Below are 21,516 nucleotides of genomic sequence, written 5' to 3'. Positions count from 1 at the left end.
CCGGCCACGACGAAGCGCGGCCCCTAGAGCGCCCAGGGGTTGGTAAGCAGAAGCGGAAGCAGCTTGCGCGCGACGGTCATGGCGCACTTTCTACACATCGCCTCAGAATCGAGCAAGCAATTTGCGCCAGCCGCGCGATCCGTCGCAGCTGGCGCAAGTTTATTCCAGGTCAGGATTAATTTGGGCGCGTAACGATCGGGAAGTCAGTGGGGAAAGCGTCAAACCATCCCGTCATCCGACCCATCGCCGCGCGATCGCCCTCCAGCTTGATCTCCCCGGTCAGGATTTTCGGGATCAGCGACTTGCCGGTGAACAAGGACTCCAGGAACACCGGCCGCGCGACGGTCAACGTGGCGTCGGCCTTTTCCTCGCCTTGCGCCGGCTGTGCGACCAGTACGCCGTTGCGCACCTCGACCAGAAACCGCTCGCCCCGATCCGGGAAGACGAAGACGATCCGCAGGTGGGCGTCCTGGGCCTTGTCGGGATTCAGGCGCACCGACAGCACGTCGAAGATCATGGCGCTGTCCAAGGCCGCCAGCATGTCCATCGGCGTCATCGAGGTCGGCAGCTTGCGCACCCCGCCTCGCAGCTCGTCGGCCCCGGTCAGGTAGATGTTGCGCCACAGGCTGTTCTCGGTCTGGTAGCCTATCTGGTCGTAGGCCGAGGCCAGCAGGGTCTTGGCTTCCTTGTCGCCGTCGTCGGCCATGACCGCGTGGTTCAGAAGTGTCGCGGCCCAGGCGTAGTCGCCCTTCCCCGCCGCCTCCTTGGCCATCGCCTTGACCTTGGCCGCCCCGCCCATGGCCGCGACGTAGCGCTTGCCCGCATCGGCCGGCGGCGACGGGACCAGGTGCGCCGGGTTGGCGTCGTAGAAGCCCATATAGCGCTGATAGACCGCTCGGCTGTTGAAGCTCATCGAGCCGTAATAGCCGCGGTTGAACCAGTCCTTGGACAGCGTCGGCGGCAGCTCGATCCTCGCGGCGATCTCGTCGCCGGTCATCCCGAGGTTCATCATCCGCACCGTCTGGTCGTGCAAGTATTTGTAGGCGTCGCGGTGATCGGCCAGGAAGTCCCTGACCACCGCCCCGCCGAAGCGCGGCCAACCGTGGCTGGTGATCATGGTGTCGGAGACGTCGCCGAACAGGCGGATGGACTCGGTCAGGTCGTCGGCCCAGGCCTTGCTATCGCGGACCAGCGCGCCCCGAGGCGTCAGGATGTTGTGCATCGAGACATTGGCGTTCTCGGCCATGTCCAGGATGCGCAGGTCCGGGAAGTAGAGGTTCATCTCGGCCGGGGCCTCGGTCGAGGGCGTGTACTGGAAGCGGATCTTCACCCCGTCCAGGGTCAGCTCTTGGCCCGTATGGTCGATGCTGACCGTCGGCGGGATCAGGGTGATCGAGCCCCGGGCGATGGTCTGGCCGATGCCGGAGGTGATCTGCCCCTCGACGCCCGGCGGCAGCATGATGCCGAACTGGTACTGAGCGCGGCGGCTCATGGCGTTGCCGGCCAGGATGTTCTCGGCGGCGACCTCCTTCATGAAGCCTTCGGGCGCGACGATGGCGACCTTGCCCGCCTTGACGTCGGCCTCGTCCACCACGCCCCGCACGCCGCCGAAGTGGTCGCTGTGGCTGTGTGTGTAGATCACCGCCTTGACCGGCAGCTTGCCCAGCTTGTCGTTGACCAGCTCCAGCGCCGCCTGGGCCGTCTCCTTCATGGTCAGCGGGTCGATGATGATCCAGCCGGTGTCGCCTTTGATGAAGGTGATGTTGGAGATGTCGAAGCCGCGCACCTGATAGACGCGGTCGCTGACCTTGAAGAGCCCGTGCTTGGACAGCAGCTGCGCCTGTCGCCACAGGCTGGGGTTCACGGTCGCTGGCGGCTCGCCCTTCAGGAAGTCGTAGGCCGCCAGGTTCCAGGCCGCCTGGCCGTCGGCGCGCTTGATCACCGGATCGGCGCGAGTCCCTAGGAAGCCCTGGTCGGCGAAGGCGAAGTCCTGGCGGTCGGCCATCGGCAGGGTCGCGGCGAAGGCCTTCTGCTTGTCGGCCGTGATCGCGCTGGCCGGGTCCTCGGCCCTGGCAACACCCGCGACCATCGCCAGAACCGCGACGCCCGCCGCCAGCATCCCCTTGCGCATCCCGTGCCTCCGCATTTTGAAACTTTATAGTTTCATTCTACATAACACCCATGAGCGGAGTCGCGAAAGTCCCTACGCCGAGAGGTCGCCCCGGCCAGCCCAAGCCCCGGGTGGACAAGGCCGCGCGCGGTCAGGCCGTGCTGGACGCCGCCGTCGAGGTGTTCGCGGAGAAAGGCCTGCAGGTCGCCACCATGCAGGACGTCGCCGACCGCCTGGGCGTGGCCAAGATCCTGATCTACCGGCTGTATCCCTCGCGCCAGAGCCTGATCGACGCCCTGTTCGGCGAGATGCTGGCGAAGATCGCGGCCGACGCCGGCCGCCCCTGGGGCGGCTACGGCTCCAGCATCGCCCGGCTGGTCGAGATGTCGCGCGCCGCCAATCCCAAGCTTGCGCTGCTGCTGCTGCGTGATGCGAGGGGCGCGCCCGAGGCCGCCGCCTGGCGCGCAGCGCTGGAGGCCTTGCTGACCAAGCTGATCGAGCCGTTCGTCGCAGCTCCGGAAGGCGTGTCCGAGGCTCAGCGCGCCACCTGCCAGCACGCGGCCCGCACCTTCATGCCGTTCGTGATCGAGGCCTGGGCCGCGGGGGTCGAGGAGACCGACGGCATGGACGACGCCACCCGCACCCGCTGGTTCGGCGAGATCGTCAGAGCGTGGCGGGAAGCGACCTACGCTGCGGCGGGCCTCAGCCCTCCTGCTCTTCCCCCGCCTCACGGCGCTTGAGCCAGGCCCGGCTGACCAGGCCCATGCCCAGCCAGATGACGATGGCCAGGGCGATCATGACGATGTGCTGCTTGCCGCCGCCCTTCATGGCCTGGACGATCGAATTGCCGGCGAAAGCGGTCAGGGCGATCTTCGGCACGATGCCGATGGCCGTGCCGGCCGCGAAGTCACGCAAGCGCATCGGCGTGACGCCAGCGGCCATGTTGACGACGATGAACGGCGCCGAGGGCACCAGGCGCACGATCAGGCTGGCCATGAAGCCGTTCTTGCCGATCATCCGCATGAACTTGTTGACGCCCTCGCCCGCGAAGTCGCGCAGGATCTTCGCGCCGTAGGCCCGCCCCAGCCAGAAGCCGACCAGGGACGACACCAGCGTGCCGATCCAGCTATAGGCAAAGCCCGTCCACGGCCCGAAGGCCACCACCGCCGCGGCGATCAGCACGAACTGCGGCACGCCCAGGAAGGCCATGATCGCGAAGGCCGCCACGGCCATCGGCAGGGCCCACGGCCCGCTGGCCGCGCCCAGCCAGTGCTCGACCGCCGTCTCGCCGTTGACGCCCAAGAGCTGCGCGCCGAACAGGAAGACCACGCCCACCCCGCCAAACAGCACGAACGAGACCGCCACCGTGCGCCAGGCGCGGGCGTCCATATTGGTCACGAAGTCGAGTATGCGGCGGATCACGGTCCCTCCTCGCGCAGGCGCCGCCCAGGGTCAAGCGACGCCGCCGAAACAGCGGCGGGACAGGTGCAAACGAAACGGGCGAATTTCCGGCCGACTCCGCCGAACCGCGATCCGGGGACATTAACACTCGCCCGCCACGACAATTCGGTTGCGGTCCCGTCACATGACAGCGTTACTTATCCACAGGCTGCAAGGGCCGAAAACCTTGGCCTGATAGGGAGTTCCAAAGTGAAGACCCTGGCTGTGATCTCGCGCAAGGGCGGCGCCGGCAAGACCACCTTGTCGATCAATTTGGCCATCACCGCCCACCTGGCGGGCCTCAAGATCATGCTGGCCGACATCGATCCCCAGCGGTCGGCGTCGGACTCCCTGCGCGCCCGCACCGGCGACGGCCCGCTGCTGGCCGAGATCAACGCCGGCAAGCTGTTTTCCACCCAGACCCAGGCCCAGCACGGCGACTTCGACGCCCTGGTCATCGACACCCCCGCCGCGCCGGAAGCCGACGTGCTGCAGGCGATCAACAGCGCCGACCTGTGCGTGCTGGTCTGCCGCCCGACCTTCCTGGACATCGCCTCGGTGGTGCGCTCGGCCGAGGCCGTGCGTCGCCTGGGCAAGAGGGGCGTCATCGTGCTGAGCCAGGCCCCCTCGCGCCGCAACGGCGTCGAGCCGCCGGCCGTGATCAAGGCCGCCGAGGCCCTGCGCTTCACCGGCATGCCGCTGGCCCCGATCGGCCTGCGCGCCCGCACCGCCTTCCAGCAGTCGGTGGCCCATGGCCGCTCGGTCTGCGAATGGGAGCCGGGCTCGGCCGCCGCCGAGGAGATCTCGCGCCTGTGGGACCTGATCGCGCCGATGCTGCTGGGCGACCAGGTCAAGACCCTGGCCGCCAACCAGGCCTGAAGGCGCTCTTTCCCGACCTTCACCAGAATGTCGCCTAACCGCGTTGCGCCGCAGCGAACGGGCGCGTAAAGACCCCCGCAATCCTGAAACGGTCCCGTCTGTCGGACCATCATGCACAGGGGAGTCCTGCACCATGTCGCTCGAGTCCGCCGCACTGCGGCGCATTGCACCGTCGGCCACCATCGCCATCAGCGCCAAGGCGCGCGCGCTGAAAGCCGTCGGTCGTGACGTGATCGCCCTTTCCGCGGGCGAGCCTGACTTCGACACGCCGGACAACATCAAGAACGCCGCCATCAAGGCGATCCAGGACGGCAAGACCAAGTACACCGACCCGGACGGCATGCCCGAGCTGAAGGCCGCCATCTGCGCCAAGTTCAAGCGCGAGAACGGCCTGGACTACAAGCCTGCCCAAGTCCACGTCGCCCCGGGCGGCAAGCCGGTGATCTACAACGCCCTGGTCGCCACCCTGAACCCGGGCGACGAAGTCGTCATCCCCGCGCCGTACTGGGTGTCGTACCCCGACATGACCCTGCTGGCCGGCGGCACGCCGGTGTCGGTCGAGACCACCGCCGAGAGCGGCTTCAAGATCACCCCCGAAGCCCTGGAAGCGGCGATCACGCCGAAGACCAAGTGGCTGATCATCAACAGCCCGTCGAACCCCTCGGGCGGCGCCTATACCCGCGCCGAGCTGCAGGCCATCGCCGACGTGCTGCTGCGCCACCCGCAGGTCTGGGTGCTGACCGACGACATGTACGAGCACCTGGTGTTCGACGACTTCGAGTTCACCACCATCGCCCAGGTCGAGCCCAAGCTCTATGACCGCACCCTGACGATGAACGGCGTCTCCAAGGGCTACGCCATGACCGGCTGGCGCATCGGCTACGCGGCAGGCCCCGAGCCGCTGATCAAGGCCATGGCCAAGATGATCAGCCAGACGACCTCGAACCCCTGCTCGATCTCGCAGCACGCGGCCGTCGAAGCCCTGAACGGCACGCAGGAGTTCATCAAGCCGAACGCCAAGCTGTTCCAGGAGCGCCGCGACCTGGTCGTGTCGATGCTGAACCAGGCCACCGGCCTGCAATGCCCGACCCCGGAAGGCGCCTTCTACGTCTATCCCTCGTGCGCCGGCCTGATCGGCAAGACCGCGCCCTCGGGCAAGGTCATCGAGACCGACGAGGACTTCGCCGGCGAACTGCTGGAAGCCGAGGGCGTGGCGGTCGTGCATGGCGCGGCGTTTGGCCTGTCGCCGTTCTTCCGCATCAGCTACGCCACCGGCAACGACGTGCTGGAAGACGCCTGCTCGCGCATCCAGCGCTTCTGCGCCAGCGTGAAGTAGTCATCCCTATCGCCCGCCGGTCCGGCTGCCAGCTGGATCGGCGGAACGCGTTTTCTGCCCGCTTCGGTCCTGATATCGAAACCGAAGTCGCCGAAGCGCGCTAAGAAAACCTGTCGCGCTTGGCGGCCAAATGGAGGTCGCCAACATGGCGCGCACACCCAACTATTCCTTCGAGCGCCAAGAGCGCGAGCGCCAGAAAGCGCGCAAGGCCGCCGAAAAGGCCGCCGAGAAAGCCGCGGCCAAGCAGGCCGCCCAGTCGGACGAGGCCCCTCCCCGGGACCAAGACGACAACTGAAAGAGCCTTTGTGACCCATTCGACGATGTACAACCACGAGACGGTCTCGCTGGACGGCGAGCACTTCTCGGGCTGCGAATTCCGCGGCTGCCGGCTGATCTATGCCGGCGGCGAAGCGCCGATCTTCGACAACTGCCGCTTTGAAAACTGCGAGTGGAAGTTCGAGGACGCCGCCGAGCGCACCCTGGCCTTCATGAAACTGGTCTGGAACAACGGCGGCAAGGCCCCGGTCCAGGCGTTGATCAAGGAGATCACCGGCGGGGGCCGGTGATCTCCTACTCCGGTAGCTGGAACAGCGCCTCGACGCTGGTTTCCAGCACCCTGGCCAAAGTCAGCGCCAGGATGGTCGAGGGCGTGAAGACCCCGTTCTCGACGGTGTTGATCGTCTTGCGCGACACGCCGGCCCGCTCGGCCAGGTCCGCCTGGGTCAACCCCTTGGCCGTCCGGACGTCACGCAGGCGGTTGTTCAGCCGTTCATGCATCGCGTAAGGCGCGCCGCTCCAGATACGAAAACACCAGAAGCGGCGTGGCGGTCCCGAAGGTGATCACCATGTGCAGCGCTTCGCGGGTGGTCACCTCCTCGAACTGGCTGAGGAAGTAAAGGCCAAAGCCCGTCGCCATCATCGCCCAGAAGCCCCAGGCGATGGCGACGCGGCGATGCGCCAGGGTCGTCTCGTCGTTCATCAGATGACGCACGTCACGCCCTTGCAGGAAGCCGCCGCCGGTGGCCAGGGCGATCAGCAGCACCACCGCGTTCACCGCCCAGGCCCCGAGCTTGAAGCGCGCCAGCGGGGTGTTGTCGTGCAGCGCGCCGTTCGAGATGTAGACCGTCTGCAGGCCCAGGAAGAACATGGCCAGCACCGCGAACATCCTCGCTCGCCGCTTAGCCAGCCGCTCGGCCTTGTCGACCAGACTCACTTCGCTCATCGGTTTGCTCCCCCAGCGATGATGTAACGCTGAGGTTACATGTAACCTTGAAGTTACACGAAGGCAAGCGCGCCTGAAGCCCGCCTAGTCGTCGATCCAGTCGGTCATGCCCTCCCGGACATGGACCTCGCGCAGGGCCGGCCGCTGGCGGATGGCGTCGAGATAGCGCTTCAGGTTCGGCCATCGGGTCGCGGGCCTCGGCATGTTGCGCGTCCAACGGCACAGGATGGTGGCGAGCAGATCCACGGTCGTGAAGTGGTCGCCGACCAGGTAGTCGCGGTCGGTCAGGCGGGAGTCCAGCCGCTCCAGGCCCGCCTCGATCCGCTCGCGGGCCGTGGCCTGCACCGCGTCCTGCGCTTCCCCGCCCGCCGGCTCGTGCGGGTAGAACCAGGCGCGGAAATTGGGCTGGAAGCTGTTGGCCAGCCACAGGGTCCAGCTGAGATATTCGGCGCGCTCGGGCGTGCCCAGCGGCGGCGCGAAACCGGCTTCCGGATGGCGTTCGGCCAGCAGGGTGGCGATGCCGGCCATCTGGGTGACCGGCGCGCCGTCGATGATCAGGGTCGGCACCACGCCGTCGGGATTGAGCGCCAGATAGTCGGGCGTCTTGTGCTCGCCCTTGTCGAAATCGAGTAGACGGGCCTCGAACGGGACGCCCAGTTCCAGCAGCATCCAGTGGATGGCCGTGCCGGCCGTGCTGGGCGAACCATAGAGCGTGTACATCGAACCCTCCCCGCTGATGCGCGGATAGACCGATGCTTCTGGGGCCTGGTCAAGCAAAAGGCCCCCGCCCGGCTGGGCGGAGGCCTTGGAGGCTACCGAGCGCTCAGGCTCAGTGCTTTTCGCGCCATTGGGCCTTGGCGTCGTCCTTCGTCAGGGCCAGGTGGACCTTGTCGTCATCGATATATTCGACCCACGACAGCGGGATCATGTGGTGCTTGAAGCCGCCGCCCAGGTCCAGCTTGGCCAGCTCGATCTCGCCGCCCATGACGTGGTCAACGCGACCGACATGACCGCCGTCCGAACCGACGACTTCCTGGTGTTCCTTGATCTGCGAGAGGTCGATCATCCGTCGTCTCCTGGATTGCACGAGACCATCGCGGTCTCTCGGGACATCAAACGGCCACGCCTCCAGCCAAGTTTCAGCGGCTAAGCTTCATGAGCGAAGTTTCACTTGCCATGCACGCAAGGATTGTTCTTGATACGTTCCGGGCATTTTTGGCCGATGGAATTCAAGGACGAAGCATGAGCTTCCGCGCCCTTCTCGCCTGCGCCTTGCTGCTGGTCGCCGGTCCCGCGCTCGCTGATCCCGCCATCGGCAAGCGGGTCGATGCGGTGTTCGCCGACGACGCGGTGACCCTGACCGAGGCCGGCAAGACCGTGCTGGTCTATCGCACCAAACCGCTGGACCCGGCCGCCGAGCCCGGTCGCTCGAACTATGTCGGCGCGCTCTACGCCCCGGACGGGACGGCCCTGACCGAGGACAGGCCCGGCGACCACCCGCATCAGCGCGGCGTCTGGTGGGCGTGGATGAAAGTCCAGACGGACGGCAAGACCGTGGCCGACGGCTGGTACATGAAGGGCCTGTCCTACTTCGTGCGCGAGAAGCACTTTCTGGGTGACGCCGACGGCGGCGGCGCGCTGACCGTGGACGTCGACTGGATGGTCAATTCCGGGCCCGAGCTGGCCTATGTCGCCCGCGAGACCACCAAGGTGACGGTCCGTCCGCTGAAGGCCGGCGCGCGGCGGGTGGAGTTCGACACCACCATCACCTCGCGCGTCGATGCCTTAGGCCTAGGCGGCAGCGAGGACGATCGCGGCTTCGGCGGTTTCTCGATCCGGCTGGTCGATCCCGAGCACCTGGCCTTCGCCTCGGGCGGCAAGACGATCGTCCCGAATGGCGCGGCCATCGACGCCGGCGGCAATATGGGCTTCGCGTGGACGGGCGAGAGCGCACCGCCCTGGGCGGTGGGCCTGGCCTGCAAGGCCAATGGTCAGGCGGTGACGCGCTGGATGCTGTATAACGACCGCTCGATGCAGAACTGCGTCTTCCCCGGCCGCGCGCCGCTGGTCCTGAGGAAGGGCGAGGCGTTGCATCTGCAGGAAACCTTGGTCATTCGTCCCGCCCCGAAGAAGAAGACCCCGTAAGCTCATGGCCGACATCGTCAATCTCAACCAGGCCCGCAAGGCCAAGGCCAAGGCCGACGACAAGGCCCGGGCTTCCGAGAACCGCGCCAAGTTCGGCCGCACCAAGGGCGAGAAGACCCTGGACGCCGCCCGCGCCGACAAGCTCAAGCGCGACCTCGACGGCGCCAAGCGCGAGGACTAGGACGCTGGCTGGCTTGAAGAAACGCTCGGTGAACCTGGCCGGCCACGCGACCTCGCTGGCCCTGGAGCCGGAGTTCTGGGCGGTGCTGGATAAGGCGGCGGCGGATGAGTCGGTGAGCCTGGCGGGACTGATCCAGCGGATCGACCTTGAGCGCGGGGAGCGGCCGCTGGCGTCGGCGTGCCGGGTGTTCGCGCTGAACAAAGCTAGCGGCTAGCGCGACGAAACCTCGCCCTTCGACAAGCTCAGGATGAGGTTTCTACTGCGATGCTCAGAGTAGTCCTCACCCTGAGCCTGTCGAAGGGCGAGGACGGGCCTACCGCGCTTCCGGGGTCACCGCCGGCCGCCGCTGCGTCGGAATCGGCGGCGGTTGCGGGTTTGGCGCCGAACGCAGGGTCCGGGATAGGTCCGGCAGGCCCTGGCGCCAGTCGGCCTGGTCGCCGGCCATCACGCCCAGCTTCCAGGCGCCCCAGACGGCCGCGACCAGCACGACCACGACCAGCATCGCGGCCCAGAAGCCGCCGCTGTCGCGATGCGCCTGTCCGTTGTGGGTGAGGGTCTTGGCCATGATCAGCTCCCCGGGGCCTTGGGCGCGTCAGGCAGCTTCGGCGCGTCCGGCAGTTTCGGAACCGAGGCCGAGATGTTCACGTCGACCTGCTTCTTGTGGGACATGCCGCCCGTGAACACGAAGAAGGCGAGCACCGCGACGATGACGACAAGTCCGCCGACTATGAACGCCAGGCCACTGTTGCCCCCGCCGCTGCTGCTGGTTCCTTCGGCCATGAGTGTCTCCTCGCCCTTCGGCGCTTTTGCGTTGGCGGATCAACGATACGCGGACGCGGAGGTTCCGCTTTGAGCATGCAGAGGGACTTAAGTCCCGCGCGGTTTGTGCTACATATGTTCCATGTATCCCGATGACGACTCGGCCGGTTTCCCGGGCGACCTCCCCTCTCCGCGCATCTCCGACCTGGCCCGGCCACAGCCGCCGGCGAACGGTCACGCCATGCCCAACTATCTGGACGGGCTGAACCCCGAGCAGCGCGAGGCGGTCGAGACCACCGAGGGTCCGCTGCTGGTCCTGGCCGGGGCCGGCACCGGCAAGACCCGCGTGCTGACCACCCGCCTGGCCCACATCCTGGCGACGGGCAAGGCGCGGCCGTGGGAGATGCTGGCCGTCACCTTCACCAACAAGGCCGCGCGCGAGATGCGCGAGCGGATCACCCACATCATCGGCCCGGAGGCCGAGGGCCTGCGCTGGCTGGGCACCTTCCACTCGGTGGCCGCCCAGATCCTGCGCCGTCACGCCGAGCTGGTGGGACTGAAGTCGAACTACACGATCATCGACACCGACGACAACGAGCGGCTGCTCAAGCAGCTGATCGAGGCCGAGAACATCGACGCCAAGCGCTGGACCCCGCGGATCCTGTCGCAGATCATCGACAACTGGAAGAACCGCGGCTGGACGCCCGATCGCGTCCCGACCAGTGAGGCCGGCGAGTTCGCCAACGGCAAGGGCATCAGCCTGTACCGTCAGTACCAGGAGCGCCTGCGCATCCTGAACGCCTGCGACTTCGGCGACCTGTTGCTGCACAATATCAGCCTGTTCACCGGCCATCCCGACGTGCTGGACGAGTTCCAGCGCCGCTTCAAATACGTGATGGTCGACGAGTACCAGGACACCAACGTCGCCCAGTACCTGTGGCTGCGCCTGCTGGCCCAGGGCCGTCAGAATGTCTGCTGCGTCGGCGACGACGACCAGTCGATCTATGGCTGGCGCGGGGCCGAGGTCGACAACATCCTGCGGTTCGAGCGCGACTTCGCCGGGGCCAAGGTCGTGCGGCTGGAGTGCAACTACCGCTCGACCGAGCACATCCTGGCGGCGGCGTCCGGCCTGATCACCGCCAACAAGGGCCGCCTGGGCAAGACCCTGTGGACCCCGGCCAAGGGCGGCGAAAAGGTCAAGGTCAGCGGCGTCTGGGACGGCGAGGCCGAGAGCCGCATGATCGCCGACGAGATCGAGCGGGCCAAGAAGGCCGGCCGCAAGTACAACCAGATGGCCATTCTGGTCCGGGCCTCGTTCCAGATGCGCGCCTTCGAAGAGCGCTTCGTGATGTTGCAGATCCCCTACAAGGTGGTCGGCGGCCCGCGCTTCTTCGAACGGGCGGAAATCCGCGACGCCCACGCCTATCTGCGCCTGATCCAGTCGCCCGACGACGACCTGGCCTTCGAGCGCATCGTCAACACGCCCAAGCGCGGCATCGGCGACACCTCGGTGCAGAAGCTGCTGCAGATCGCCCGGCTGGAAGGGATTTCGACCGTCGAGGCCGCGCGCGTGATCATCGGCAGCGACGACCTGCCGGCCCGCACCCGCACGGCGCTCAGCAACTTCATCCGCGATCTCGACCGCTGGCGCTCGCTGATCGGCTCTGTGCACCACCAGCGCCTGCTGGAGACGGTGCTGGAGGAGAGCGGCTATACGGACGCCTTGCGCCTGGACAAGGGCCCGACCAGCCAGACGCGGCTGGAGAACCTGAAGGAACTGGTCCAGTCGATGAGCGCCTTCGACTCGCTCGAGGCCTATCTGGAGCACGTGTCGCTGGTCATGGACCTGGACCGCGAGGCCACCGGCGACGCCGTCTGGATCATGACCCTGCACTCGGCCAAGGGCCTGGAATTCCCGCTGGTCTTCCTGCCCGGCTGGGAGGAAGGCGTGTTCCCCAGCCAGCGCAGCATGGACGACAAGGGCGAGAAGGGCCTCGAGGAAGAGCGCCGCCTGGCCTATGTCGGCATCACCCGCGCCCGCGAGGAAGCTCGCATCAGCTTCGTGGCCAACCGGCAGGTCTATGGGCGATGGACGTCGCAGCTGCCGTCACGGTTCGTCGATGAGCTGCCGCTGGCCCACGTCGATGCGGCGTCGGAGACCGGCTACTACGGCGGTGGCCCCGGCATGCAGGCGACGGCCGCTTCACGCTGGGACGACCCGGGCGTCTCGGCCTTCCAGGCCGGCAGCAGCTATGACAGCCCCGGCTGGAAACGCGCCCAAGAACGCACGGCCGGCTTTGGCGAACGCAACGCCGCCTGGCGGGGGCCCCAGGGCGTCCGCTCCGGCTCATCCGCCCGCTCGGCGCCCATCGAGGGTGAAGGCCGCCTGGTGGCGGTGTCCGCCCCGACCGCCAGCGCCTATTCGCGCGGCGACCGGGTGTTCCACGTCAAGTTCGGCTACGGCGCGGTGACGAGCATCGAAGGCAACAAGCTGACCGTCGCCTTCGACAAGGCCGGCGAGAAGAAGGTCATCGACAGCTTCGTCGAGAAGGCTTGAGGGGCGCCTGACCAGCCCCCTCCACCGCCGTTCGGCGGTCCCCCTCCCCCAAGAGGGGGAGGAGAGCAACTTCTCTCCGCCCCGTTTGGGGGCGGACAGACCTGCATGAGCAGGTCAGGTGGGGGCCTGTGCTGAGCCAATCGCCCGCGCTCCCATGCCACAGGGGTTGAACGCGACACGCGGCTAACCATATGGTACTCAGGAAGCAGCCAAACGCTTCAGCCCAAAGACGGCTGGACCTCACGGCGCTCCATCGCCCACCCGCCATTACCAACGGCGCCGGGCGGATATCTCCACCCCTTATGAACTATCGGGTCCGGCGACACGCCCGACCCCTGTCTGGAACTTTATGAAAACCAACGTTACCCGTAAGCCCGCCACCAAGAGCGCGGCCCATATGACTAAGACCTTCCGCGCCGCGACGCCGTCGCGTCCGGCTCAAACCGACTGGGCTTGGCCCGGTCTCACCCGCGCCGAGCTGCGCGAGCACATCATCGAACAGATCGGCTAGAGCCTGTCCGTTTCTGATGGAAGCCATCAGAAACGGATAAACAGGCTCTATCTCCAACATTTAGAGCGTGGCAGGCGCCGAAACCGCTCACACTTTCGGCTGCCACGCTCTAAGCGCGGCTCCGCCGCTCCAGGATCATCGTCTCCCAGACCCCGACCACGACAAGGGCCAGGGTCGAGAGGACCGACAGCACCAGCGGGCTGACATGGCCCGCGATCGGGATCAGCAGCGCCAGCAGGGCCAGGCCGACCAGCCGGGTCCGCGACAGCGCCTTGAACACCGCCAGCTTGAAGCCCAGCACCCCGAGTAGGAACAGGGCCGGCCCGCCGATCACGGCGGCGGCGACCTTGAAGTCCGCGTGACCCGTCGCGTGGTGGATCACCCACTCGTCCCCGACCGCCGCCACGATGATCCCGGCGATCGGGACCAGGTGGCTGTAGGTATAGGCCAGGCGCGCGATCGCCCCGGGGTCCTTTGACTCGGCGATCGCCTCGCTGGCCGCCTCGGCCGTGAACGAGAAATAGATCCACCACATGGCGATGCTGCCCACCAACGACGTGGCGAAGGCGGCGATGATCTCGAACGTCCACGGCAGGCCGACCACCGTCGCGCCGGTGACGATGATCGACTCGCCCAGGGCGATGATCGTGAACAGCGCCGTGCGCTCGGCCATGTGGCCGCCTTCGACGACCCAGTCGCTGGTGTTGGAGCGGCCCAGGCCCGGTGTCCAGAACCCGACCGCCGCCGACAGGTAGTCGACGCCGATGGCGATGGCCCAGGCGATCAGCCGCGCCTCGCCCTCCAGCAGGCCGCCGGCGATCCAGAACCCCGCCGACAGCGTCACCCAGGCCTGGATGCGGCCGACGTTCATCCGATGGCTCTTCTCGCCCCAGGCCCCGACCAGGAAGAACAGGCTGCGGCCGACCTGGATGAAGGCGTAGGCGCAGGCGAAGGCCAGGCCGCCCTTGCCGAACGCGTCCGGGATGGCGGCCGACAGCACCAGGCCCGCGGCCATCAGCAGGAACATCATCAGCCGCACCGGCACGCGCTCGGGATCCAGCCAGTTGGTGATCCACGAGGTGCAAACCCACGCCCACCACACCGCCGCCAGCAGCATGGCCGCATGCAGCACGCCCTCGGCCGTCGGATGAGCCAGCACCGCGTGCGACAGCTGGGTGACCGCGAACACGAAGACGAGATCGAAGAACAGCTCCACATAGGTGACGCGGGCGTGCTCGTGTTCGCGGCGTTCGCGCAGCAGCGGTTTCTTGGTCATGACGGCCCCTTTCGCCGTCACCCTAGTGGCGACCTCTTGAGTCTCGCGAGCGACAATTCGAACCAAAGCCCTCGTCGCGCGCTATGCCGACATGGACCAGCGGCTCGAACAGATCCTGCGCAACCTGAAGGGCTTCGCCCTCACCCGCCCCGTCGCCTATGGCGCCCCGGTCTGCGCCTTCGTCGGCGTCCTGGCGGGTATGGCCATGCAGACCGGGCCGCAGGATGTCGGCTACGCGCCTGAAATGGAACCCGCCCGCTACGCTCAGCAGGACTATGCCGAGCCGATCTCCTGGCCGTCGGGCAAGGTCCCGGACTATGTGGTCGGCACTGACTTCCTGAAGGCGACGCAGCCCCCGCCGCCCATCCAGTACGCGGACTACGAGCCGCCGCCGATGCCGGACCTGCCGCCCTATGTTCCGGCCGAGCACGGCCCGGCGACACCGCCGCCTCCGGCCGACGCGCCGCACTGGGCGTCGCAGCGCGGCGACATCCTCGACGTCTCCCTGCCCGAGGATCGCAAGCCCCAGCCGATCCCGACGGTGCTGGCCGACGCCGCCGACGCCGCGGCCACCGGCATGACCACGCGCTAAGGCTCGCTTTTCGCGCCCGTTGGCGCTAACAGGCGCGCCATGACCGACTATACGCCCCAGCAGATCGTCGCCCGCGGCACGCGCGTCGAAGCCGAGACCGCCGCCGACGCCATCGACAACCATCCGGGCCTGGAAGGCGCCACCTACTCGATCCTGGAAGAGGACGAGGACAAGGGCGTCTGGCGCATCGACGCCTTCCCGACGACCGACGACGAAGACGCCAGCCTGATGGCGCTGCTGGGCGAGTACGACCTGAAGGTCGTGCGCGACACCCTGGCCGACGCCGACTGGCTGGCCATGGCGCTGTCGGGCCTGCCGCCGGTGCGCGCCGGCCGCTTCTTCGTCTACGGCATGCACGATCGCGGCCGCCTGCCGGCCAGCACCGTCAACCTGCGCATCGAGGCCGGCGCGGCCTTTGGCACCGGTCACCACGGCACCACCGTCGGCTGCCTGCAGGCCTATGACCGCCTGATCAAGGCCAAGCGCTTCAACAAGGTGCTGGACGTCGGCGCCGGCACGGGCCTCTTGGCCATCGCCGCCGCCCGCACCGGCTCGAAGCTGGCCGTCGGCACCGACATCGACAAGCCGTCCGTGCGGATCTCCAAGGAGAACGCCAAGGTCAACAAGGCCAACGCCAAGTTCGTCCACGCCTCGGGCCTGTCGAACCCGCTGGTGGCCAACAACGCCCCCTACGACCTGGTGTTCGCCAACATCCTGGCCCGCCCGCTGATCAGCCTGGCCCAGGACATCAAGCGCGCCCTGGTCCCCGGCGGCACCGTCATCCTGTCGGGCCTGCTGCGCACCCAGGAGCGGATGGTCAAGGCCGCCTACCTGTCGCGCGGCTTCAAGGTCGTCAACCGCATCCACCGCGACGCCTGGGCGACGCTGGTGCTGCAGCGGCCGTAAAAAGACTCTCCTCCCCCGCTGGGGGAGGTGGCCCGAAGGGCCGGAGGGGGCAGCGCGGCAGAGGCCGAGTAGGCCCCCTCAGTCGCTCCGCGACAGCTCCCCCGGCGGGGGAGCATCTTCCCAGCGCATGCGGACAGGCTTAAATCCTCCCCATGCGCCAGACCTTCGACGAATCCACCGACCCGTCCTTCGGGCCCAAGCACGTCCCGCTGATCCGCGCCGCCATGGCCGCGCAGGGCCTGGACGGCTTCCTCGTGCCGCACGAGGACGAGCACCAGAACGAATACCTGCCCGCCGCCAATGACCGCCTGGCCTGGGCCAGCGGCTTCACCGGCTCGGCCGGCGCGGGCGTGATCCTCAAGGACCGCGCCGCCGTGTTCGTCGACGGTCGCTACACCCTGCAGGTCCGCGACCAGGTCGACCAGGGCGTGTTCGAGATCCGCGACCTCGTCGAGGGCGGCGTGCCGGCCTATCTGGAGACCACCGACAAGGGCGCGGTGATTGGCTACGACGCCCGCCTGCACAGCCCCTCGGCGTTGGAAGGCCTGAAGGCCGCCGCCAGCCGCGCCGGCGCGACCTTGAAGCCCGTGGCCGCAAATCCGATCGACCAGGCCTGGGGCGAGGCCCGTCCCCCCCAGCCGATGGCCCCCGTCGTGCCGCAGCACGTCGAATATGCCGGCGAGGACTCCAGCTCCAAGCGCGCGCGGGTCGGCGCGTCGATCGCCGCCTTCGGCGCCGATGCGGCGGTGATCACCGCCCCGGCCTCGATCGCCTGGCTGTTCAATGTCCGCGGCGGCGACGTCATCCGCTCGCCCCTTCCGCTGGCCCAGGCCATCCTCAATGCCGATGGCACGGCGCGCCTGTTCCTGGAGCCGGCCAAGGTCACCACCGACCTGCCGGCCTGGCTGGGCAACCAGGTCTCGCTGGAGACCCCGAACAAGCTGGCCGAAGCGCTGGGCGACCTGTCGGGCAAGGCCGTGGTCGTCGATCCGGGCCAGTCCTCGGCCTGGTACTTCGACACCCTGGCCGCCGCTGGCTCGAAGATCGTCCGCGCCATGGACCCCTGCACCCTGCCCCGCGCCTGCAAGAACGGCGTCGAGCTGGACGGCACGCGCGAGGCGCACAAGCGCGACGGCGCGGCCCTGACCCGGTTCCTGCACTGGCTGGCCACCGAGGGCCAGATCAACCCGCCGGACGAGAAAGAAGCCGTCGCCAAGCTGGAAGGCTTCCGCGAAGCCACCGGCAAGCTGAAGGACCTGTCCTTCGACACCATCGGCGCGGCCAACGGCCATGGCGCCCTGCCCCACTATCGCCCGACCGAGCGCTCCAACGAACGCGCCGCGATGGGCTCGCTGCTGCTGGTCGATAGCGGCGGCCAATATCTGGATGGCACCACCGACGTCACCCGCACGGTCGCCATCGGCGAGCCGAGCGCGGAGATGATCAACCGCAACACCCTGGTGCTGAAAGGCCATCTGGCCATCGCCCGCCTGCGCTTCCCGGCCGGCACCACCGGCTCGGCCATCGACGCCTTCGCCCGCGCCGCGCTCTGGGCCCACGGCCTGGACTACGACCACGGCACCGGTCACGGCGTCGGCGTCTATCTGGGCGTCCACGAGGGTCCGCAGCGGATTTCCAAGGCCCCGAACCTCATCGCCCTGCAGCCCGGCATGATCGTCTCGAACGAGCCCGGCTACTACAAGGACGGCGAATACGGCATCCGGATCGAGAACCTGGAAGTCGTCATGCCGGCCGAGGACGTGGCGGGTGGCGACCGTCCGATGCACCGCTTCGAGGCCCTGACCCTGGCCCCGATCGACCGCCGCCTGATCGACAAGGCGTTGCTGACGGCCGAGGAAGTGGCGCAGTTCGACGCCTACCACGCCCGCGTGCTGCGCGAGATTGGGCCTCGGGTGGAGCCGGAGATTCGGACCTGGATGGAAGAAGTCTGCGCACCGCTCTAGGGCGGCGGAGCTGTCCCCCTCCACCGCCGTTCGGCGGTCCCCCTCCCCCAAGAGGGGGAGGAGAGCGCTCAACTCTCCGCCCCGTTTGGGGGCGGACAGACCTGCATAAGCAGGTCAGGTGGGGGCCAGTGCGGCGTTACTTCAACCGCGTCCACTTCTGCGTCTTGCACAGCGGGGCGACGATGCAGCCCTTCAGCTTCAGCTCGTTGTCGCTGAGCAGTTCGATCGTGCCCGAATAGGTGCCGCCATCCTCGGGGTTGTAGACCTTGCCGCCGGTCCACTTGGTCGGGCCGCCGGTGAAGTCGTACAGCATCTGCAGGTTCTTCAAGGTGCGGCCGCGCTGGGCCTCGTCCTTGTTCTTGATGTCCTTGCGGGTCGGGTCGGTCTTGATGTGGTCCGAGGTCACCAGCTTGCCGCACAGGCTGTTGCCGCAGCGGGCGATCTCGACCTGGCCGCCGTTGCCGGGCGTGGCCCACAGGCCGGTCACGTCGGCGGCGAAGGCCGAGCCCGACACCAGAGTCAGGGCGGCGGCGATCATGGCGGTGCGGATCATCTGTTTCTCCCTAGCAGCGCGTCTTCCAACGCGCGTTTAAGTCCCTCGTTGCGCGATCCCTTCACAGAGGACAAGGGCCAAGGCGAAAACGAGGCGGGAATTGCGGTTGTGGCGATCCGCCTCAGCTCCAGGCGCGGGCCTTGCGGACGCTGACCGCCCCCTTCGGCGGCGTGTAGCCGTCGTGGTCCAGGCGTCCGAGCGTCATGCCCAGCCGTCCCGGCAGGTCGCGCACCTGGCTGACCCCGTTCAGGCTCATCGCCGCCAGCGCCACCCGCCCGCAGGCATAGGCGTCGGCCGCCGCGTCGTGGTGCTCGAACTCGACGCCCAGATGACCGCAGACCACGTTCAGCTTGTGCGACGGCAGGTCCGGCCAGACGCCGCGCGCCACCTGCACCGTGCACAGATAGTCGAAGCCCGGCGCCCGCACGCCGTAGTGCTCGCAGGTCCGGCGGATCACGCTGACGTCGAACGAGGCGTTGTGGGCCAGGACAAGCGCGCCCTCCAGTTCGGGTCGCAGGCGCTCCAGCACGTCCGGCCACTCCTCGGCGTCCTCGACATCCTGGGGACCGATGCCGTGGAAGGCGATGTTGAACCGCGCGAAGCGGTTGCCGGGCGGGCGGATGTAGTGGTGCTCGATCCGCGCCACCTCGCCGTCCTCGATCCACGCGAGACCGATGGAGCACGGGCTGGACCGCTGCTCGTTGGCGGTCTCGAAGTCCAGCGCGATGACCTTCATTGGGCGATCATCGCTAGCCATTCATCCTCGGTCTTGGTCTCGATATTCAGTTCGTTAGCCGTCTTCAGCTTTGAGCCCGCGCCTGGCCCGTAGACGACAAGGTCGGTCTTCTTCGACACCGACGAGGCGACCTTGGCGCCGAGGTTCTCTGCCTGGGCCTTGGCCTCGTCGCGGGTCATCTTCTCCAGTGCGCCGGTGAAGACGATGGTCTTGCCGGCCACGGCGGTGTCCGTCTTGGGCTTGGCGACCGGCTGGATGTCCAGCTGTGCGACGAGGTTGGCGACCTTCTGGCGGTTGTGCTCTTCGGCGAAGAAACGGGCCAGCGACTGGGCGGCCACCGGGCCGACGCCGTCGACGGCGGCCAGATGCAGATAGTCGTCCCGCGGCGCGCCCGAGGCGGCCTCGACCAGCCCTTGGGCGAAGGCGTCCCAGGTCCCGTAGCGCTGGGCCAGGGCCGCCTTGGCGGGTTTGGTCAGCTTGGGGACCGCGTGAGCAATCTTGATCTCCAGGTCAGTCGCTTCTGGCCATGGGTCGGCGATCAACCCGCCCTTCCCCGCTTCGATCAGCAGGTCCAGCGCCTTGGGACCGACGCCCTGGGCGGCGGAGAGTTCCAGATAGGTCTCGCCCGGCAGGCCCTTGGCGGCGGCCTCGGCGGCGGCTTGCAGGTCCTCGAAGCGGTCGAAGTTGCGGGCCAGCACGGTCGAGGTCGTCTCGCCGATGTCGCGCGCGCCCAGGCCGTAGATCATCCGGTCCATGCCGATCGTGCGCCGCGCGTCGATGCCCTTGATCAGATTGGCCACCGAGGTCTCGCCATAGCCGTCGCGCTCGCGCAGGGCCGTCAGCTTCTCCTCGTCCTTGGCCAGGCGGAAGATGTCGGCTGGCTCGGTGATCCAGCCCTCGTCGAAGAAGGCCTGCAGCTGCTTCTCGCCCAGGCCCTCGATGTCGAAGGCGCGGCGGGACACGAAGTGGCGCAGGTGCTCGACCCGCTGGAACGGACAGGCGAACTCGCCGGTGCAGCGGCGCACCACCGATTCCTGGCCAGAGGCGTTGACCTCGCGGGCCAAGGCCGTTTGCAGCGGGCATATGCAGACGTGGGGGAATTCATAGACCGGCGGCTCCGGATCGGGGCGCGCGGCGATGTCGACCTCGACGATCTGCGGGATCACGTCGCCGGCGCGCTGCAGGACAACGGTGTCGCCGATGCGGACGTCCAGGCGCGCGATCTCGTCGCCATTGTGTAGCGTGGCGTTGGTCACCGAAACACCGCCGACCGTGACGGGCTTCAGACGAGCGACAGGCGTATGGGCGCCGGTCCGACCGACCTGGATGTCGATGGCCTCGAGGATCGTGCGGGCCCGCTGGGCGGGGAACTTGCGGGCGATGGCCCAGCGCGGCGAGCGCGAGACGAAGCCGAGGCGGCGCTGCTGCTCCAAGTCGTCGACCTTGTAGACGACGCCGTCGATGTCGAAGTCCAATGTCGGGCGCAGGGTTTCGAACTCGGCATAGACGTCCAGCAGGCCTTGCGCGTTCTCGACGCGGCGGGCCGGCGGGGCCGTGGTGACGAAGCCCCATTCGGACAGCTTCTCCAGCGCGCCCCACTGGCTTTCGGCGAACGGCGCGGAGACCAGGCCCCAGGCGTAGCCGAAGAACCGCAGCGGCCGCTGGGCGCTGATCTTCGGATCGATCTGGCGCAGCGAGCCGGCGGCGAAGTTGCGCGGGTTGGCGTAGGTGCGCTGGCCGGCTTCCTCGGCGGCCTGGTTGAAGGCGGCGAAGGCCTCCAGTTCGACATAGACCTCGCCCCGGATCTCAATGACGTCGGGCCAGCCCGAGCCTTTCAGGCGGTGCGGGATGTCGGCGATGGTGCGCAGGTTGGCGGTGACGTCCTCGCCTACCCGGCCGTCGCCCCGCGTCGCGCCCTGGACCAGCACGCCCTTCTCGTAGCGAAGCGAGGCCGACAGGCCGTCGATCTTGGGTTCGGCCGTGTAGGCCACGGTGTCGGACGGCGACAGGCGCAGGAACCGCCGGATGCGGGCGTCGAACTCGGTCGCCTCGTCGTTGGAGAAGGCGTTGTCGAGGCTGAGCATCGGCACGCCGTGCTCGACCGGCGAGAACTGCTCGGCCCTTGCTGCCCCCACCCGCATGGACGGGGAGTTGTCGCGGATCAGGTGCGGGAAGCGGGTCTCGATGTCGAGGTTGCGGCGCTTGAGGGCGTCGTAGTCGCCGTCGCTGATCGTGGGGGCGTCCTGCTGGTGATAGCGCAGGTCGTGGGCGGCCAGCGCGTCGGCCAGGCGCTCCAGTTCCTCGACGGCCTGGGCTTCGGTAAGGTCGGCGATGGAGATCAGGGACACG

At 67.9% G+C, this 21,516-nt stretch carries 24 protein-coding genes and 1 pseudogene; 12 read left to right on the top strand and 13 right to left on the bottom strand.

From position 1 onward, the window contains the following. Positions 1 to 175 precede the first annotated feature (175 nt). The gene (locus tag AC07YH_RS21920; protein ID WP_494749046.1) at positions 176 to 2,131 is read right to left on the bottom strand and encodes an alkyl/aryl-sulfatase; all 1,956 of its coding nucleotides are present in this window, start codon (positions 2,129 to 2,131) and stop codon (positions 176 to 178) included. 50 nt (positions 2,132 to 2,181) lie between these two features. Between AC07YH_RS21920 and AC07YH_RS21915 the strand changes: the two genes are divergently transcribed. After that, complete coding sequence (locus AC07YH_RS21915) at positions 2,182 to 2,850, top strand: TetR/AcrR family transcriptional regulator (protein ID WP_494749045.1); 669 nt, start codon at positions 2,182 to 2,184, stop codon at positions 2,848 to 2,850. Here AC07YH_RS21915 and AC07YH_RS21910 read toward each other — a convergent pair. After that, complete coding sequence (locus tag AC07YH_RS21910) at positions 2,813 to 3,532, bottom strand: TVP38/TMEM64 family protein (RefSeq protein ID WP_494749044.1); 720 nt, start codon at positions 3,530 to 3,532, stop codon at positions 2,813 to 2,815. The two genes, AC07YH_RS21915 and AC07YH_RS21910, sit on opposite strands and share 38 nt — an antisense overlap. A gap of 228 nt (positions 3,533 to 3,760) precedes the next feature. Between AC07YH_RS21910 and AC07YH_RS21905 the strand changes: the two genes are divergently transcribed. The 4 genes from AC07YH_RS21905 (at position 3,761) to AC07YH_RS21890 (ending at position 6,331) form a co-directional block, all read left to right on the top strand. After that, on the top strand, positions 3,761 to 4,429 hold the full coding sequence (locus AC07YH_RS21905; RefSeq protein WP_494749043.1) for an AAA family ATPase: 669 nt from the start codon (positions 3,761 to 3,763) through the stop codon (positions 4,427 to 4,429). 133 nt (positions 4,430 to 4,562) lie between these two features. Further along, positions 4,563 to 5,765, top strand: a complete 1,203-nt coding sequence (locus AC07YH_RS21900) for a pyridoxal phosphate-dependent aminotransferase (RefSeq protein WP_494749042.1) — start codon at positions 4,563 to 4,565, stop codon at positions 5,763 to 5,765. 145 nt (positions 5,766 to 5,910) lie between these two features. Next, a complete protein-coding gene (locus AC07YH_RS21895) occupies positions 5,911 to 6,060 on the top strand; it encodes a hypothetical protein (protein WP_494749041.1) in 150 nt (49 codons plus the stop codon). Positions 6,061 to 6,070: 10 nt separating this feature from the next. Next, positions 6,071 to 6,331 carry a hypothetical protein gene (locus AC07YH_RS21890; protein ID WP_494749040.1) on the top strand — a complete coding sequence of 87 codons (261 nt, stop codon included), beginning with the start codon at positions 6,071 to 6,073 and terminating at the stop codon, positions 6,329 to 6,331. A gap of 4 nt (positions 6,332 to 6,335) precedes the next feature. On the opposite strand, the gene AC07YH_RS21885 is transcribed toward AC07YH_RS21890, so the two are convergent. The 4 genes from AC07YH_RS21885 to AC07YH_RS21870 form a co-directional block, all read right to left on the bottom strand. Beyond that, a complete protein-coding gene (locus AC07YH_RS21885) occupies positions 6,336 to 6,542 on the bottom strand; it encodes a helix-turn-helix transcriptional regulator (protein WP_494749039.1) in 207 nt (68 codons plus the stop codon). Next, the gene (locus AC07YH_RS21880; RefSeq protein ID WP_494749038.1) at positions 6,535 to 6,987 is read right to left on the bottom strand and encodes a hypothetical protein; all 453 of its coding nucleotides are present in this window, start codon (positions 6,985 to 6,987) and stop codon (positions 6,535 to 6,537) included. The genes AC07YH_RS21885 and AC07YH_RS21880 overlap by 8 nt, the downstream gene beginning before the upstream one ends. 84 nt (positions 6,988 to 7,071) lie before the next feature. Next, complete coding sequence (locus AC07YH_RS21875) at positions 7,072 to 7,707, bottom strand: glutathione S-transferase family protein (protein ID WP_494749037.1); 636 nt, start codon at positions 7,705 to 7,707, stop codon at positions 7,072 to 7,074. Between the two features lie 109 nt (positions 7,708 to 7,816). Continuing rightward, positions 7,817 to 8,053: a DUF2171 domain-containing protein gene (locus AC07YH_RS21870; RefSeq protein WP_494749036.1), complete on the bottom strand. Its 237-nt coding sequence runs from the start codon at positions 8,051 to 8,053 to the stop codon at positions 7,817 to 7,819. Between the two features lie 176 nt (positions 8,054 to 8,229). Here AC07YH_RS21870 and AC07YH_RS21865 point away from each other — a divergent pair, with 176 nt between their 5' ends. The 3 genes from AC07YH_RS21865 to AC07YH_RS21855 are packed head-to-tail and all read left to right on the top strand — an operon-like array spanning position 8,230 to position 9,527. Next, positions 8,230 to 9,132, top strand: coding sequence for a DUF6807 family protein (locus tag AC07YH_RS21865; RefSeq protein ID WP_494749035.1), 903 nt, complete (start codon positions 8,230 to 8,232; stop codon positions 9,130 to 9,132). Between the two features lie 4 nt (positions 9,133 to 9,136). Beyond that, the gene (locus tag AC07YH_RS21860; RefSeq protein ID WP_492841159.1) at positions 9,137 to 9,313 is read left to right on the top strand and encodes a DUF4169 family protein; all 177 of its coding nucleotides are present in this window, start codon (positions 9,137 to 9,139) and stop codon (positions 9,311 to 9,313) included. A 4-nt stretch (positions 9,314 to 9,317) separates the two neighbouring features. Then, on the top strand, positions 9,318 to 9,527 hold the full coding sequence (locus AC07YH_RS21855; RefSeq protein WP_494749063.1) for a ribbon-helix-helix domain-containing protein: 210 nt from the start codon (positions 9,318 to 9,320) through the stop codon (positions 9,525 to 9,527). Here AC07YH_RS21855 and AC07YH_RS21850 read toward each other — a convergent pair. From AC07YH_RS21850 to AC07YH_RS21840, 3 genes and pseudogenes are all read right to left on the bottom strand, one after another. Continuing rightward, positions 9,528 to 9,625, bottom strand: a pseudogene (locus tag AC07YH_RS21850) (hypothetical protein); the annotation flags it as partial. Position 9,626: 1 nt separating this feature from the next. Further along, the gene (locus AC07YH_RS21845) at positions 9,627 to 9,878 is read right to left on the bottom strand and encodes a hypothetical protein (protein WP_494749034.1); all 252 of its coding nucleotides are present in this window, start codon (positions 9,876 to 9,878) and stop codon (positions 9,627 to 9,629) included. Positions 9,879 to 9,880: 2 nt separating this feature from the next. Continuing rightward, the gene (locus AC07YH_RS21840; protein WP_494749033.1) at positions 9,881 to 10,093 is read right to left on the bottom strand and encodes a hypothetical protein; all 213 of its coding nucleotides are present in this window, start codon (positions 10,091 to 10,093) and stop codon (positions 9,881 to 9,883) included. Positions 10,094 to 10,214: 121 nt separating this feature from the next. On the opposite strand from AC07YH_RS21840, the gene AC07YH_RS21835 reads away from it, so the two are divergent. Further along, positions 10,215 to 12,629 (top strand): ATP-dependent helicase, encoded by a 2,415-nt coding sequence (locus AC07YH_RS21835; protein ID WP_494749032.1) that lies wholly within the window; start codon positions 10,215 to 10,217, stop codon positions 12,627 to 12,629. Positions 12,630 to 13,249: 620 nt separating this feature from the next. Here the strand turns inward: AC07YH_RS21835 and AC07YH_RS21830 are convergent. After that, positions 13,250 to 14,416, bottom strand: a complete 1,167-nt coding sequence (locus AC07YH_RS21830) for a low temperature requirement protein A (protein WP_494749031.1) — start codon at positions 14,414 to 14,416, stop codon at positions 13,250 to 13,252. A gap of 91 nt (positions 14,417 to 14,507) precedes the next feature. Between AC07YH_RS21830 and AC07YH_RS21825 the strand changes: the two genes are divergently transcribed. The 3 genes from AC07YH_RS21825 to AC07YH_RS21815 all read left to right on the top strand — a co-directional run bounded on the left by AC07YH_RS21825 (position 14,508) and on the right by AC07YH_RS21815 (position 17,878). Continuing rightward, positions 14,508 to 15,008: a hypothetical protein gene (locus AC07YH_RS21825; protein WP_494749030.1), complete on the top strand. Its 501-nt coding sequence runs from the start codon at positions 14,508 to 14,510 to the stop codon at positions 15,006 to 15,008. Between the two features lie 39 nt (positions 15,009 to 15,047). Then, positions 15,048 to 15,914: a 50S ribosomal protein L11 methyltransferase gene (locus AC07YH_RS21820; RefSeq protein WP_494749029.1), complete on the top strand. Its 867-nt coding sequence runs from the start codon at positions 15,048 to 15,050 to the stop codon at positions 15,912 to 15,914. A 152-nt stretch (positions 15,915 to 16,066) separates the two neighbouring features. Further along, entirely contained in the window at positions 16,067 to 17,878 is a 1,812-nt protein-coding gene (locus tag AC07YH_RS21815) for an aminopeptidase P family protein (RefSeq protein ID WP_494749028.1), read from the top strand. A 136-nt stretch (positions 17,879 to 18,014) separates the two neighbouring features. Here the strand turns inward: AC07YH_RS21815 and AC07YH_RS21810 are convergent, their stop codons facing one another. The 3 genes from AC07YH_RS21810 to ligA all read right to left on the bottom strand — a co-directional run bounded on the left by AC07YH_RS21810 (position 18,015) and on the right by ligA (position 21,515). Further along, positions 18,015 to 18,431, bottom strand: a complete 417-nt coding sequence (locus AC07YH_RS21810; protein WP_494749027.1) for a DUF2147 domain-containing protein — start codon at positions 18,429 to 18,431, stop codon at positions 18,015 to 18,017. Between the two features lie 121 nt (positions 18,432 to 18,552). Continuing rightward, complete coding sequence (locus AC07YH_RS21805; protein WP_494749026.1) at positions 18,553 to 19,188, bottom strand: 3'-5' exonuclease; 636 nt, start codon at positions 19,186 to 19,188, stop codon at positions 18,553 to 18,555. Further along, positions 19,164 to 21,515 (bottom strand): NAD-dependent DNA ligase LigA, encoded by a 2,352-nt coding sequence (gene ligA / locus AC07YH_RS21800; RefSeq protein WP_494749025.1) that lies wholly within the window; start codon positions 21,513 to 21,515, stop codon positions 19,164 to 19,166. The genes AC07YH_RS21805 and ligA overlap by 25 nt, the downstream gene beginning before the upstream one ends. Position 21,516: the final 1 nt, after the last annotated feature.

This window comes from Caulobacter sp. GW456-12-1-14-TSB4, assembly GCF_059424195.1.
This window is presented reverse-complemented; position numbering and strand designations above follow the sequence as displayed.

Bases quoted from the DNA above. Each gene is read 5' to 3' on its own strand.
- AC07YH_RS21920 (WP_494749046.1), bottom strand. From the start codon at position 2,131: ATGCGCAAGGGGATGCTGGCGGCGGGCGTCGCGGTTCTGGCGATGGTC.
- AC07YH_RS21915 (WP_494749045.1), top strand. From the start codon at position 2,182: ATGAGCGGAGTCGCGAAAGTCCCTACGCCGAGAGGTCGCCCCGGCCAG.
- AC07YH_RS21900 (WP_494749042.1), top strand. From the start codon at position 4,563: ATGTCGCTCGAGTCCGCCGCACTGCGGCGCATTGCACCGTCGGCCACC.
- AC07YH_RS21895 (WP_494749041.1), top strand. From the start codon at position 5,911: ATGGCGCGCACACCCAACTATTCCTTCGAGCGCCAAGAGCGCGAGCGC.
- AC07YH_RS21885 (WP_494749039.1), bottom strand. From the start codon at position 6,542: ATGCATGAACGGCTGAACAACCGCCTGCGTGACGTCCGGACGGCCAAG.
- AC07YH_RS21880 (WP_494749038.1), bottom strand. From the start codon at position 6,987: ATGAGCGAAGTGAGTCTGGTCGACAAGGCCGAGCGGCTGGCTAAGCGG.
- AC07YH_RS21875 (WP_494749037.1), bottom strand. From the start codon at position 7,707: ATGTACACGCTCTATGGTTCGCCCAGCACGGCCGGCACGGCCATCCAC.
- AC07YH_RS21870 (WP_494749036.1), bottom strand. From the start codon at position 8,053: ATGATCGACCTCTCGCAGATCAAGGAACACCAGGAAGTCGTCGGTTCG.
- AC07YH_RS21865 (WP_494749035.1), top strand. From the start codon at position 8,230: ATGAGCTTCCGCGCCCTTCTCGCCTGCGCCTTGCTGCTGGTCGCCGGT.
- AC07YH_RS21860 (WP_492841159.1), top strand. From the start codon at position 9,137: ATGGCCGACATCGTCAATCTCAACCAGGCCCGCAAGGCCAAGGCCAAG.
- AC07YH_RS21845 (WP_494749034.1), bottom strand. From the start codon at position 9,878: ATGGCCAAGACCCTCACCCACAACGGACAGGCGCATCGCGACAGCGGC.
- AC07YH_RS21840 (WP_494749033.1), bottom strand. From the start codon at position 10,093: ATGGCCGAAGGAACCAGCAGCAGCGGCGGGGGCAACAGTGGCCTGGCG.
- AC07YH_RS21835 (WP_494749032.1), top strand. From the start codon at position 10,215: ATGTATCCCGATGACGACTCGGCCGGTTTCCCGGGCGACCTCCCCTCT.
- AC07YH_RS21830 (WP_494749031.1), bottom strand. From the start codon at position 14,416: ATGACCAAGAAACCGCTGCTGCGCGAACGCCGCGAACACGAGCACGCC.
- AC07YH_RS21825 (WP_494749030.1), top strand. From the start codon at position 14,508: ATGGACCAGCGGCTCGAACAGATCCTGCGCAACCTGAAGGGCTTCGCC.
- AC07YH_RS21820 (WP_494749029.1), top strand. From the start codon at position 15,048: ATGACCGACTATACGCCCCAGCAGATCGTCGCCCGCGGCACGCGCGTC.
- AC07YH_RS21815 (WP_494749028.1), top strand. From the start codon at position 16,067: ATGCGCCAGACCTTCGACGAATCCACCGACCCGTCCTTCGGGCCCAAG.
- AC07YH_RS21810 (WP_494749027.1), bottom strand. From the start codon at position 18,431: ATGATCCGCACCGCCATGATCGCCGCCGCCCTGACTCTGGTGTCGGGC.
- AC07YH_RS21805 (WP_494749026.1), bottom strand. From the start codon at position 19,188: ATGGCTAGCGATGATCGCCCAATGAAGGTCATCGCGCTGGACTTCGAG.